Origin of the sequence: Halomonas sp. H2, assembly GCF_050215315.1 — a bacterium.
In the GTDB taxonomy this organism is placed as follows: domain Bacteria; phylum Pseudomonadota; class Gammaproteobacteria; order Pseudomonadales; family Halomonadaceae; genus Vreelandella.
Window position 1 is genome coordinate 339,059 of sequence record NZ_CP189760.1, and the last position, 13,213, is coordinate 352,271.

Here is a 13,213-nt window from a genome sequence, read left to right on the forward strand (position 1 = left end):
TTAGTAGAGCATGGCAAAGAGCTTACGGCGGTAGGCCACGGTCAGCGGATGGTCGGCGCCTAGGGCGTCGAATACCTGCAGCAGCGTTTTGCGCGCCGCGTCATCATTATAGGCGCGGTCGTGTTTCATCAGCGCCAGCAGCGCTTCCAGGCCTGCATCGTAATGACCGTCGGCCACTTGACGCAGGGCGCGCTGGTACTGCGCTTCGCTATCGGTGCGATCACCCAGGGCGGCAATCTCTTCGGCTGAGAGTGCTTGCTCGCTAAACGCGATGCTGGCGCGCACGCCCCGTGCAGGCGCAGCATCGCGCTCTTCCGGCGGCAAGTTATCCAGCACGTCGCGGGCCTCATTGCCTTGCCCTTCTGCCAGCAGTACGCGGGCGAACGCTACTTGGTAGGCGTAGTGTTCGGGGTATTGCCCCATCAAGGTTTGATAAATCTCGCGGGCGCCAGCGGTATCGCCTTTTTTAAGCGCCTCTTCCGCCTGCTCTTCTGGGGTGGGCGGGGCTTCGCCGGAAGCGGGAAAGTAGCGGTTCAACCACTCACGCACTTCTTTCTCCGGCAGAGCGGCCTGAAAACCATCGACTAAGCCGCCTTGGCTAATCAGCTTCACATCGGGCACCGAACGTACGCCCAGCTGGCCAGCTATTTCGGGATTCGCTTCAATATCGAGCTTGCCAAGCAGGAAAGCGCCCGCGTACTCAACCACCAGTTTGTCCAGCACCGCGAGGAGGGTGCTACTGCCTGCGTTGGAAGGTGAGTAGCAACCCATCAGTACCGGTACCTGCGTGGAGGCTTCCAGCACCTGTTGAATATTGCCTGCATTCAGCTCAATGATAACTTCTTCTGGTGTAACGGAAGGGCGAGCTGTGCTCACTTCCTCGTTGCCAGTATTAGCTGGCTCCGCAGTCAACGGATTGCCGGTACGGGGATCAATAATGGACATGGTTAAGCTCTGCATCGCTTGAAATGGATTACATTATGATATGCAGGCAACGGAGAAAGGATTCAAGGAAACGGCCATAAATAAAGTACATATTACACAAACGCTACCTGTGAGTTGGATCCTGCCGGCTGGAAGTGTGCAGCCCTACGTTTTTTTAAGGGTAGCTTAATTAGTCTGATAAAGGTTTTGGGAGCGACCTCTGATGTTGTATTTGCGACTGATCGCCAAGTTCGCGCGATAGTCTTGTCGCTATCCGTCCTATTCGTGCCAATATACGACGAAAGAGCAATGCCACCCCCGCACTAGTGAGAGTTCACTTCAGTAAAGGGCAACTTAAAGACGCCAGCGACACCAAAACTAATAAGAAAAAGATTGATGGTATATAAGGTGACGGAGGGTAAAACAATGATATCAAATAACGCAAAAGACCCGGTAGCAAATCCCGATCGTGCGGGCGAACCGCAAACCCTTGGCTTTCTACTGTTAGATAATTTCACGCTGATTTCCCTGGCTTCAGCCATTGACCCTTTACGGATGGCCAATCAACTGGCCGGCCGTGAATTGTATCGCTGGTATACCCTGACCCAAGACGGTTTGCCGGTACGTGCCAGCGATGGGTTGCAGGTGACGCCTGACGCCTCTATGCACACACCATTGCCCCTGGAGTGGGTCGTTGTGTGCGGAGGTGTGGGGCCGCAGCACAGTGTTACCCGCGAACATGTGCGTTGGCTGCAGTCCCAGTCGCGCCAGCTAAAACGATTAGGCTCGGTATGTACGGGCAGTTGGGCACTGGGCCAGGCGGGGCTGCTTGATCACTATCAAACCAGCGTGCACTGGGAGTGCTTGGCCTCCATGCAGGAAGCTTTTCCCAACGTCATTCTGACCCCGCACCTTTTCTCTATTGATCGTGATCGATTCACCGCCTCTGGCGGCACTGCGCCGCTTGATATGATGCTTAATCTGATTGCCCACGACCATGGGCGTGAGCTTTCGGCAGGCATCTCCGAGATGTTTATCTACGAGCGTGTGCGTAACGAGCAGGATCAGCAGCGCGTCCCTCTTAAACACGTGCTGGGTACCACTCAGCCCAAGCTGTTAGAGATTGTGGCGTTGATGGAGTCTAACCTTGAGGAGCCGATCGAACTCGATGAGCTGGCAAGGTATGTGGATGTTTCACGGCGCCAGTTGGAACGATTGTTTCAGCGCTACTTACTCTGCTCTCCGTCTCGTTATTACCTTAAGCTGCGGTTGGTGCGTGCTCGGCAATTGCTCAAGCAAACGCCTCTCTCGATCATCGAAATTGCCTCCGTTTGTGGCTTTGTTTCTACGCCCCATTTTTCTAAGTGTTACCGTGAATACTTTGGTGTGCCGCCGAGAAATGAGCGCTTGGGTGTGCATGACCGTCAAGGGAATAGCCACACTAAGTCGCCATCGTTAATTCAGCGATGGGGGGGCGAGCCTTACAAAAGTGAACCTCTTTCGAGTGCCCAGCAGGCGCTTGCCCATGCCCAGGGTGAGCCTACCTTTGCCAGCGTGCCGCTACTGAGCTGATAGGTACTTCGTCACCACTATTTCAAACCTGCTGCTCACCTCCGGGCAGCAGGTTTTTTAGTAGCCGCTATCTTTAAAGTACTCCTCCTTCTTTGCAAAGGTCAGCGGATACACGGGTAGTTGTCGTGTTCACGACACGATGACGCTTTTGGAATTTCCGCCGTCGTTTCCAAGAGCAGCTAAACCCAACGTCAGCGCTATGCTCGCTACATTAATCAATGTTGGAGCTTAGCTATGACCCCCTCTGAACTGCACAATGACGCCATCGTCATTGATGGCCTGATCATCGCCAAATGGAATCGTGAGCTGCTTGAGGACATGCGTCGCGGCGGTCTTACCGCTGCCAACTGCACAGTCTCAGTGTGGGAAGGTTTTCAGGCCACGGTCGATAATATCGTCAAGTCCAACCAGTTGATGGCGGAGTGTAGTGACTTGGTGCGCCCTGTTCGCACCATCGCTGACATCACTCGCGCGAAAGAAGAGGGCAAAACCGGCATCATCTACGGCTTCCAGAATGCCCATGCCTTTGAAGACCAGATCGGCTATGTCGAGATCTTCAAGCAACTGGGCGTGGGCATCGTGCAGATGTGCTACAACACCCAGAACCTGGTGGGTACCGGCTGCTACGAGCGTGACGGCGGCCTGTCTGGCTTTGGCCGCGAAATCGTTGCCGAGATGAACCGGGTTGGCATCATGTGCGACCTCTCTCACGTCGGTGCCAAGACCTCCGAAGAGGTCATTCTCGAGTCCAAAAAGCCAGTCTGCTACTCACACTGCCTGCCCTCCGGACTCAAAGAGCATCCGCGCAACAAATCCGATCAAGAGCTGAAGTTCATTGCCGACCACGGCGGTTTTGTGGGTGTCACCATGTTTGCGCCGTTCCTCAAAAAGGGCATCGACTCAACCATCGAAGACTACTGCGAGGCGATCGAGTACGTCATGAATATCGTCGGTGAGGACGCCATCGGCATCGGTACCGATTTCACCCAAGGACACGATCAAGAGTTTTTCGAGTGGTTGACCCACGACAAGGGCTATGCCCGTCGCCTGACGGACTTTGGCAAGATCATCAATCCCAAAGGAATCCGCACCATTGGGGAGTTCCCCAATCTCACCGAGGCACTCCTCAAGCGCGGCTTAAGTGAGACCCAGGTGCGCAAGATCATGGGCGAGAACTGGGTGCGCGTGCTCAAGGATGTGTGGGGCGCCTGACTCAGCGCAGGCGGCTGTCTCCGAAGTGAGGGGCGCCGGGAGCATGCCGTAGAGGAGGTCCGACGCCAGGGATGGCGTCGGTAGCGTCCAGGGATGGATTCATAGCGCCTCCTCGTAGGCATGCTCCCGGGGTAGCCCCGTCGATAACCTGACATAACAACGATCCGAGGAATATAACCGTGACCAAACAGGCCCCCGCACTGCCCATCGAAGTGGATAGCGAAACAGGCGTCTGGACGACCGATGCGCTGCCTATGCTCTATGTGCCGCGGCACTTCTTTATCAATAACCATGTAGCCATAGAAGAGGCGCTAGGTGCTGAGAAGTATGCCGAAATTCTCTATCACGCAGGTTACAAGAGCGCCTGGCACTGGTGTGAGAAAGAGGCCGAACTACACGACATTAGCGGCGAGGCAGTATTTGAGCACTACATGACGCGCCTTTCCCAACGCGGTTGGGGGCTATTCATTACTGAACGGATCGATCTCGACACGGGTGCCGCTCAAGTACGACTTGAGCACAGTGCTTTTGTTTACCAGCTTGGTAAGACCGGGAACAAGGAAGAGTACATGTTCACCGGTTGGTTTGCCGGTGCCATGGATCAAATCCTCGCCGCACGTGGAAGTTCACTGCGCACCGTCGCTGAGCAGACGCAGAGTGCTGCCGAACAGGGCTGTGATGTAGGCGTCTTCGCCGTCCAGCCGCTGACCGACGCTGCCCGCTAACTGGGGTACGAGGAGAGACAAGCATGGCATTCGACGCAATTTTCGAGCCGATCGAGATCGGCAAACTGACCATCCGCAACCGTGTGGTCAGTACCGCTCACGCCGAGGTACATGCCACCGACGGCGGCATGACCACTGAGCGTTACGTCAGGTACTACGAGGAGAAGGCCAAAGGAGGTTGTGGCCTGTGTATCTGCGGTGGTTCATCGGTGGTTTCCATCGACAGCCCTCAGGGCTGGTGGAGCTCGGTAAACCTTTCGACTGATCGCATTATTCCGCACTTTCAGAATTTGGCCGATGCCGTGCATAAACATGGCGGCAAGATCATGATCCAGATTACCCATATGGGGCGTCGCTCCCGCTGGGACGGTTTCGACTGGTCGACCCTGGTATCACCCTCTGGTATTCGCGAGCCGGTGCACCGCTCTACCTGTAAGACCATTGAGGAAGAAGAGATCTGGCGTATTATCGGTGACTTCGCCCAGGCCGCGCGCCGGGCAAAGGAAGGGGGCCTCGACGGTGTTGAGCTGTCTGCCGTGCACCAGCATCTGATCGATCAGTTCTGGAGCCCGCGGGTTAACAAGCGCGAGGATGAGTGGGGCGGCAGCTTCGAGAACCGTATGCGATTTGGCATGGAAGTACTCAAAGCTGTACGCGCCGAGGTGGGGGATGACTTCGTGGTGGGCATGCGCATTTGTGGTGACGAGTTCCATCCGGATGGCCTCTCGCATGAAGACATGAAGCAGATCGCTACTTATTACGATGCTACCAAAATGGTTGACTTTTTCGGCGTCATCGGCTCTGGCTGCGATACTCACAACTCGCTCGCCAACGTCATTCCCAACATGTCCTACCCGCCAGAGCCTTTCCTACACCTGGCCGCGGGTATCAAGGAAGTGGTCACCGTACCGGTGATTCACGCCCAGAACATTAAGGATCCCAACCAGGCCCAGCGTATCCTCGAAGGGGGCTATGTAGACCTGGTGGGCATGACTCGGGCGCATATCGCTGATCCCCATATCATCGCCAAGATAAAGATGGGCCAGATCGACCAGATCAAGCAGTGCGTCGGGGCCAACTACTGTATCGACCGCCAGTACCAGGGGCTTGATGTGCTGTGTATCCAGAACGCCGCCACTGCCCGCGAATACATGGGGCTACCGCACATCATTGAGAAGACCGAGGGCGCCAAGCGCAAAGTCGTCGTGGTGGGCGGTGGCCCCGGCGGTATGGAGGCAGCGCGGGTAGCCGCTGAGCGCGGCCACGATGTCACTCTGTTTGAGGCGGCTGACGCTTTGGGTGGGCAGATCACGATTGCCGCCCAAGCGCCCCAGCGCGACCAGATCGCCGGTATCACCCGCTGGTACCAACTGGAGTTGGCACGCCTTAAAGTCGACTTGCGCTTGGGCGCCCGCGCCGATGAAGAAACGCTGCTTGATCTGCGCCCGGATATCGTGGTGCTCGCCACCGGCGGTCAGCCGTTCCTTAGCCAGCATTCAGAGTGGGGCTACTCGGAGAATGCCGAGGAGAGCCTGGTGGTCAGCACCTGGGATATTCTCTCAGGCAAAGTGGCGCCAGGTAAGAACGTGCTGATCTATGACGCCATCTGCGAATTCTCCGGCGTCTCGGCGGCGGATTTCCTCGCCGATAAGGGCGCCAAGGTGGAGATCGTTACCGACGATATCAAGCCCGGTGCGGCGGTGGGCGGCACCACCTTCCCGCCCTACTACCGCAGTCTCTACGAGAAGGAGGTGATTATGTCCTCCGACCTGATGCTGCATAAGGTTTATCGCGAGGGCGACGGCCTGGTGGCGGTGCTCGAAAATGAGTACACCGGTGCTTTAGAAGAGCGCGTGGTGGATCAGGTGGTGGTCGAGAACGGCGTACGCCCTGATGAAGCGCTTTATTACGCGCTTAAAGAGCAGTCCCGCAACAAAGGGCAGGTGGATCTGGAAGCGCTCTACGCGATTCAGCCACAGCCGAGCCTGAGCGAGGAAGGCGATGGCTTTTTGCTGTTCCGACTGGGCGACTGCACGGCACCGCGTAATACCCATGCGGCCATTTACGACGCCCTGCGAATCTGCAAGGACTTCTGACGGCTTAGGAGGGGAGTACTATGCTCGATACGCTCTTGCCGATACTGATTTTTACTGCCCTGGCCCTGGCAGTAATCGGCGCTCTACGCCGTATACGCCTGTGGCGTCAGGGGCGCCCCTCGCGGGTGAACCTGTTCAAGGGGTTGATGGCCCTGCCGCGCCGCTATTTGGTGGATCTGCACCATGTAGTGGGGCGCGACAAAATGATCTCCAACACCCATGTGGCCACCGCCGGGGGCTTCGTGGCTGCCGCCGTGCTGATGATCCTGGTGCACGGTCTGGGTATCGCCAACCCATTGCTAGGCGGGTTACTGCTACTGGCTAGCGCCTGCATGTTTGTCGGCAGCCTCTTCGTGGCGCGTCGGCGGCTTAACCCTCCTGCTCGGCTCTCCAAGGGCCCCTGGATGCGCCTACCCAAGAGTCTGATGGCGTTTTCGATAAGTGTCTTCCTGATCACGCTGCCCACGGTGGGTCTGCTGCCCGAAGGTTTGCTTGAAGGGGGCGGTAGTTGGCTGCTGGCGCTGGTGTTGGCGGGCGTCGTCGTCTGGGGGCTGGGGGAAATGTTTTTCGGCATGACCTGGGGCGGGCCCATGAAGCACGCCTTCGCCGGCGCCCTACATCTGGCTTTCCATCGCCGCGCCGAGCGCTTTTCCACCAAGAAAGGGGGCGCTGGCCGGTCAACGGGTCTCAAGGCGCTGAACCTGGAGGATGAGGCGGCGCCTCTGGGCGTAGAAAAGCCTGCCGACTTTATCTGGAACCAACTGCTTGGCTTCGACGCCTGCGTGCAGTGCGGTCGCTGCGAGGCAGTGTGCCCGGCATTTGCCGCCGGTCAGCCGCTCAATCCCAAGAAGCTAATCCAGGACATGGTGGTGGGCATGGCGGGGGGCAGCGATGCTGCCTATGCCGGCTCCCCCTACCCCGGCAAGCCGGTGGGCGAGCACGCGGGAACGCCCCACGGGCCTATCGTGGCGCTGGAAGGAAAGGCGTTGGTTGACGCCGATACGCTATGGTCGTGCACGACCTGCCGCGCCTGCGTGGAAGAGTGCCCGATGATGATCGAACACGTGGATGCGATTGTCGATATGCGCCGCCACCTGACCCTGGAACGGGGCAAAACGCCCAATAAAGGCGCCGAGGTGCTCGATAATTTGATCACCACTGATAACCCCGGAGGTTTTGATCCCGGCTCGCGGCTCAACTGGGCGGCGGATCTTAATCTACCGCTAATGGCAGATATTAAGCAGGTCGATGTGCTGTTGTGGCTAGGGGATGGCGCGTTTGATATGCGTAACCAGCGCACCTTGCGCGCCCTGGTCAAAGTGCTGCGCACCGCCGAGGTAGACTTTGCCGTTTTGGGTAATGAAGAGCGCGACAGTGGCGATGTGGCCCGGCGACTGGGCGACGAGGCGACGTTCCAATCCCTGGCGAAGCGCAATATTGCTACCCTGGATCAGTATCGTTTCTTGCAGATCGTGACCTGCGACCCTCACAGTTTTCATGTGCTGGGCAACGAGTATGGCGAACTGGGTGGTGTTTATGATGTACGTCACCACAGTACCTTTATCGCCGAGCTGTTTGATGCCGGTCGGTTGACCTTCGCCCCCTGGAAAGGCGGCAGCGTCACCTATCACGACCCGTGTTACCTGGGGCGCTATAACGGTGAATTTGATGCCCCCCGCAACGTGCTTAAAGCGCTGGGCATCGAGGTTAAGGAGATGGAACGCTCCGGCTTCCGCTCTCGCTGCTGCGGCGGCGGCGGCGGGGCACCGATTACCGATATTCCCGGTGAACGGCGGATCCCCGATATGCGCATGAACGACGTCAAGGAGAGCGGCGCCGAGCTGGTGGCGGTGGGCTGCCCGCAGTGTACTGCCATGCTGGAAGGCGTGGTGGATGCCAGCGCCGAAGTGCGCGATATCGCCGAACTGGTGGCCGATGCCCTGGTAGAACGTCCCGCTGGCGATGTGACTGACGCATCCCACCGAGCCGCGGCGTCGACGACGACTGAAGAGGTGATCTTATGAGTGAGATTATTCGCCGCGACCCGCGTCGCGAGTGGATCGCCCGGAACCGTCTGCATCCTGAGCACGCCAGTGTGCTTGCCGCCCTTGGTGTAAACAGGAGCGGCGGCGGTGGGGCCGTCAGCGAGTGGCTAGGCCCCAACGGCGTGGTGCGCAAGAATCCTCGTGCCATCGGTTTTATCGGCCCCAATGGCGTCAAACGGATTGATCGTAGTGGCCTTCAGCAAGGCGGGCAGTCCACCGCGACAACCGCAGCGACTCGCGATAGCCGCCGCACGGTGGTTATTGATCACCCCGCCTTTCTGGTGGCCGTAGTGCCCGACCTGACTGGCGGGCGTCTCTCCGGCCATGACAAGGATCTGCTGGGGCTTGCCCGGCGTGTGGCGGATGCCGACGCCGAACAGCCCGGCGCCGTGGTGGCGATCCTGTTTGGTGAGCATAAGGGCGAGGGGGGCGGCGAGCTTAAGGAGCAGGCGCTGGGCGAAGCTGGGATCGATCGCGTCGTGCATCTTGATGATGAGTTTTATGCGGGGTTTGCTCCCGAGGCACGTCTGGCGGCTTTAAGCGCCGTTGAGCGGGAAATGGCGCCACGCTTCTGGCTGTTGCCGGACTCACCCCTGGGCGGAGCCGATCTGGGGCGGCGGCTTGCCTTACGCCTGGGTGAACGCGCTGCCACGGGGGTGTGGCAGGTGGAAGCGGATAACGAGGCCTCTTTGGGTTGGCGCTGCACGGCGCGTGGCGCCGCTGGGAGCCTGGATATTCAGCGCCCTTTGCCGCGGGTTGCCCTGGCGCTGGCCGAGTGCGCCGAGCCAGTGGACGAGACGCGTCACGCAGCCGAGCACCTGAGTCTGGCGGCGTCAATTCCCGCCACACTGTCGCGTATGGAAGATCTGGGGCAGGTGGCGGTGGATCCCGCTGGGGTGGCGCTGGCCGAGGCAGAGTTTATCCTCTCCGGCGGCAATGGCGTCAAGCAGTGGGAGGCCTTCCATCACGCCGCGAAAGTGCTTGGCGCTACCGAAGGGGCATCGCGTGTTGCGGTGGACGACGGGTTTATGGCCCGCGATCGTCAGGTGGGCGCGACCGGCACCTGGGTAACCGCCCGAGTATATATGGCGGTGGGTATTTCAGGCGCTATCCAGCACCTCCAGGGCATTCAGCGCTGTGACAAGGTGGTGGCGATCAATCTCGATCCGGGGTGCGACATGATCAAGCGCGCCGATCTGGCGGTGATTGGGGACAGTACGCAAATCCTAGCCGCCCTGGTGGCCATGGTGGAACAGCAGCGGGGAGAGCAGCGTGATGCAGCCTGATCGACAGCAACAACAGCAGGGAATCGACGTGGCGGTGCTGGTCTCCATAGGCCGTCACCCTACAACCGGTCGTGCGCGGCGTGCCGAACAGGATGCCCGGGGCCTGGAGCTAGCGCTGGCCATGGAAGCCGAACTGCCGGGCACTCGGATTAACGCCCTTCACGCTGGTTCCCAAAGTGATGATGGAGAGGCGGCCCTGCGTGGCTACCTGGGAATGGGGTTGGAGTCTATGACGTTGCTGGAGCAGCCTGAAGGCAGCGATGCTATTCTGGCCCTGGTGGAGCACTTGGCCGCTACCTCGCCCCAGCTCGTAATCACCGGTGCCCGGGCAGAGCGCGGTGAAGGCTCTGGGCTTTTGCCCTATGCATTGGCAGAACATCTCGGCTGGCCATTGGTGAATAGCTTGGCATCGATAGAAAAGGTGGAAAATGGCGTGGTAACGCTGCTTCAGGCGTTGCCAAGGGGCCAGCGTCGCCGTCTCAAGGTGCGTCTGCCCGCTATCATCAGTGTGGATGAAGCAGCGCCGGCGGCGCGTCAAAGCGCCTTCGGCCCGGCGCGTCGCGCCACCTTTGCGGTCACGCCGACGACCCCTGAAGCCGACAGCGAGCTGGCCCAGTGGCAACTTGCCCCAGCGCGTAAACGGCCTAAGCGTCTGAAAATCGTTAAAGCTGCGTCGGCCAGGGATCGCTTCAAGGCGGCGGCGGCCAAGTCCGAGGGCAAGGGCGGGCAGGTGCTCACCGATGTGACCCCCGAGCAGGGCGCCGAGGCGATCTACAAGTTGCTCAAGGAAGAGGGTGTGCTGCGCTGAAGCTTCTTGATCATCGCGCCTTTAAAAACCATACAAGCCCGCCCTTCACTTCTCGGCGGGCTTTCTGATGGGCCATGGCTTTATTGGCTATTTGCCAGCAAACCCCGGATAAAGCTGAAGGCGCTGCCTCTCAAGGCGTAAGCCTATCCAGGCATGCAGTACCAGCACCACGATAACCACGCCACCACCGAGTAGCGTTGAGTTCGTGGGTGTCTCACCCAATAACCACCACACCCACAGCGTGCCCAATGCGGTTTCGACCAGATAAAACAGTGCCACCTCGGTCGACGGCAGGTAGCGGGTGGCGCTGTTGATCAGCACCGTGGCCAAGGGCATCTGCACCAGCCCCATCAGTGCCAGTACGCCATAGCGCTGGGCATCCAGGGCCAGCGGCGAGGCCATGGGTAGGGCAACCGCCGCGGAGAGCAGCCCGCCACCGGCAATCACCGTCATAGGATCAATCGCTGGATAGCGGCGCAGCAGGGTCAGGTTGCCGCCGATAGCCGCCGCGGCCGCCAAGGCATACAGGTTGCCTACCAGCATCCCCATGGCCCCCTCGCCCATGAACACCATGCCCATGCCCAGCATGCAGACAGCAATGGCCACCAGCGTTCGTAGCGCGACTTTTTCGCCCAGGAAAACCCGCGAAAACAGCGCGGCAAACAGTGGCGCCGTACTTAGGATCACCACCACATTGGCCACGTTGGCGTTCATGACCGCCAGTACAAACAAGCTGGACATTAGACCCAGCAGCAGCGCCGAGGCTAACGAGGAGACGGGGGTGGTGCGCAACGTGGCTAACCGATTGCCCACCACGCAGAGCAGCCCCAGCACGCAGAACATCAATAAACCGCGCCAGAATACGATGGTCCAGCCGTCGGTGCGCGCAAGGCGTATCAACAAACCGTCGAAACTGAGGAACACCACGCCCAGTATCACGATAAGTAGACCGCGTTGGTACGAACTGAGCTGCATTGTTGTGTCTCCTGGTCGGCAAAAGAAGACAACCGTCCGCAACTGCCTGGGTGGCGCTTTCCGGCGTGCTCGCCGGCGCGTTCAAGGGCGTACCGTACCAGTCGGTGTAGTAGAAAAGCTAGCGCCGAAAGCGGCAAGACGGGGTTATGGAAATCCAGCCCCCTGTCGTGAAAGCGACCTTTATCTATTCGTCCTGACAGGAATGTCTTGAATAGATATGTGAGTGCCTTTTTGGGGTAAGTCAAAAGGTGCGGAGGGAATAGGGTGGAAAAGTGCAATCAACCATTCGAGCAGAACAATAAACCACAGGAGTCAGCCATGAATGCAGCCAACCGCGGAGTGGTCTACAAGGGGCCGGGAGAGGTCGCCGTTGAGTCCATCGCCTACCCGGAACTCGCCCTCGGCAATCGCAAGTGCGAGCACGGCGTGATTCTCAAGGTAGTGACCACCAACATCTGTGGCAGCGACCAGCATATGGTACGCGGCCGCACCACCGCACCATCGGGCCTGGTACTTGGCCACGAAATCACCGGCCTAGTCGTCGAGTGCGGGCGAGACGTCGAGTTTATGCAACCCGGCGACCTGGTTTCTGTGCCGTTCAATATTGCCTGTGGTCGCTGCCGCAACTGTAAAGAAGGTCGCACCGGCATCTGCCTCAACGTCAATCCATCCCGTCCTGGCGCTGCCTATGGCTATGTGGATATGGGCGGTTGGGTCGGCGGCCAGACCGAATATGTGATGGTTCCCTACGCCGACTTTAACCTGCTGAAGTTTCCAGATGCCGACCAGGCCATGGAGAAGATCAAGGACCTGACCTTGCTCTCCGATATCTTCCCCACCGGCTTCCACGGCTGTGTTACCGCCGGTGTCGGACCCGGTAGCACTGTCTATATCGCCGGTGCCGGGCCCGTCGGGCTGGCGGCAGCGGTTTCCGCTCAGCTGCTGGGTGCGGCCTGCGTGATTGTTGGCGATATGATCGAAGAGCGTTTGGCCCAGGCCCGCAGCTTTGGCTGCGAGACCATCGACCTGACCCAGGACGGCGACATGGCTGACAAAATCGAAGTGATTCTAGGCGAGCGTGAGGTTGATGCCTTTGTCGACTGCGTGGGCTTCGAAGCCCACGCCTGTGGCTGCAACCATGGTAAAGAAGCGCCTGCCGCCGTACTGAACTCGGCGATGTCGTTGACCCGCGCGGGTGGCCAGATCGGCATCCCAGGCCTCTATGTGACCGAAGACCCCGGTGCCGCTGACGATGCCGCCAAGCAAGGCGCCCTGAGCATGCGCTTTGGTCTCGGCTGGGCCAAATCCCATAGCTTTCATACCGGCCAGTGCCCGGTGATGAAGTACCATCGCCCACTGATGCAGGCTATCCTGTTCGGCAAGGTCAATATTGCCGATGCGGTGAATGTCCAAATGATCACCCTGGATCAGGCGCCCCAGGGTTACGCCGACTTCGATGGCGGCGCCGCTAAGAAATTCGTTATTGATCCTCATGGCAGTGTGGCCTAAGAGTTTATTAACTGAGCAACTTATTGACTCAGCAACTCAGCAACTCAGCAACTCAGCCCAG

Annotated in this window: 10 protein-coding genes; 8 read left to right on the forward strand and 2 right to left on the reverse strand. The window is 59.1% G+C overall.

The window, feature by feature from the left end; genetic code table 11:
* Positions 1-945 carry a co-chaperone YbbN gene (locus ACQE2I_RS01670; protein WP_427029760.1) on the reverse strand — a complete coding sequence of 315 codons (945 nt, stop codon included), beginning with the start codon at positions 943-945 and terminating at the stop codon, positions 1-3.
* 405 nt (positions 946-1,350) lie between these two features.
* Here ACQE2I_RS01670 and ACQE2I_RS01675 point away from each other — a divergent pair, with 405 nt between their 5' ends.
* The 7 genes from ACQE2I_RS01675 (at position 1,351) to ACQE2I_RS01705 (ending at position 10,668) form a co-directional block, all read left to right on the forward strand.
* Positions 1,351-2,496: a GlxA family transcriptional regulator gene (locus tag ACQE2I_RS01675; RefSeq protein WP_427029761.1), complete on the forward strand. Its 1,146-nt coding sequence runs from the start codon at positions 1,351-1,353 to the stop codon at positions 2,494-2,496.
* Positions 2,497-2,730: 234 nt separating this feature from the next.
* Positions 2,731-3,708, forward strand: coding sequence for a dipeptidase (locus tag ACQE2I_RS01680; protein WP_427029762.1), 978 nt, complete (start codon positions 2,731-2,733; stop codon positions 3,706-3,708).
* Positions 3,709-3,887: 179 nt separating this feature from the next.
* On the forward strand, positions 3,888-4,433 hold the full coding sequence (locus ACQE2I_RS01685; RefSeq protein ID WP_427029764.1) for a DUF5943 domain-containing protein: 546 nt from the start codon (positions 3,888-3,890) through the stop codon (positions 4,431-4,433).
* 23 nt (positions 4,434-4,456) lie between these two features.
* The gene (gene dgcA, locus ACQE2I_RS01690; protein WP_427029765.1) at positions 4,457-6,529 is read left to right on the forward strand and encodes a dimethylglycine demethylation protein DgcA; all 2,073 of its coding nucleotides are present in this window, start codon (positions 4,457-4,459) and stop codon (positions 6,527-6,529) included.
* A gap of 20 nt (positions 6,530-6,549) precedes the next feature.
* Entirely contained in the window at positions 6,550-8,553 is a 2,004-nt protein-coding gene (locus ACQE2I_RS01695; RefSeq protein ID WP_427029766.1) for a (Fe-S)-binding protein, read from the forward strand.
* Positions 8,550-9,860 carry an electron transfer flavoprotein subunit alpha/FixB family protein gene (locus tag ACQE2I_RS01700; protein WP_427029767.1) on the forward strand — a complete coding sequence of 437 codons (1,311 nt, stop codon included), beginning with the start codon at positions 8,550-8,552 and terminating at the stop codon, positions 9,858-9,860. The genes ACQE2I_RS01695 and ACQE2I_RS01700 overlap by 4 nt, the downstream gene beginning before the upstream one ends.
* Positions 9,850-10,668, forward strand: a complete 819-nt coding sequence (locus ACQE2I_RS01705) for an electron transfer flavoprotein subunit beta (RefSeq protein WP_427029768.1) — start codon at positions 9,850-9,852, stop codon at positions 10,666-10,668. Before ACQE2I_RS01700 ends, ACQE2I_RS01705 begins: the two co-directional genes overlap by 11 nt.
* An 87-nt stretch (positions 10,669-10,755) precedes the next feature.
* Here the strand turns inward: ACQE2I_RS01705 and ACQE2I_RS01710 are convergent, their stop codons facing one another.
* The gene (locus ACQE2I_RS01710; protein WP_427029770.1) at positions 10,756-11,643 is read right to left on the reverse strand and encodes a DMT family transporter; all 888 of its coding nucleotides are present in this window, start codon (positions 11,641-11,643) and stop codon (positions 10,756-10,758) included.
* 318 nt (positions 11,644-11,961) lie between these two features.
* On the opposite strand from ACQE2I_RS01710, the gene fdhA reads away from it, so the two are divergent.
* Positions 11,962-13,152: a formaldehyde dehydrogenase, glutathione-independent gene (gene fdhA / locus ACQE2I_RS01715; RefSeq protein WP_427029771.1), complete on the forward strand. Its 1,191-nt coding sequence runs from the start codon at positions 11,962-11,964 to the stop codon at positions 13,150-13,152.
* The last annotated feature ends 61 nt before the right edge of the window (positions 13,153-13,213 follow it).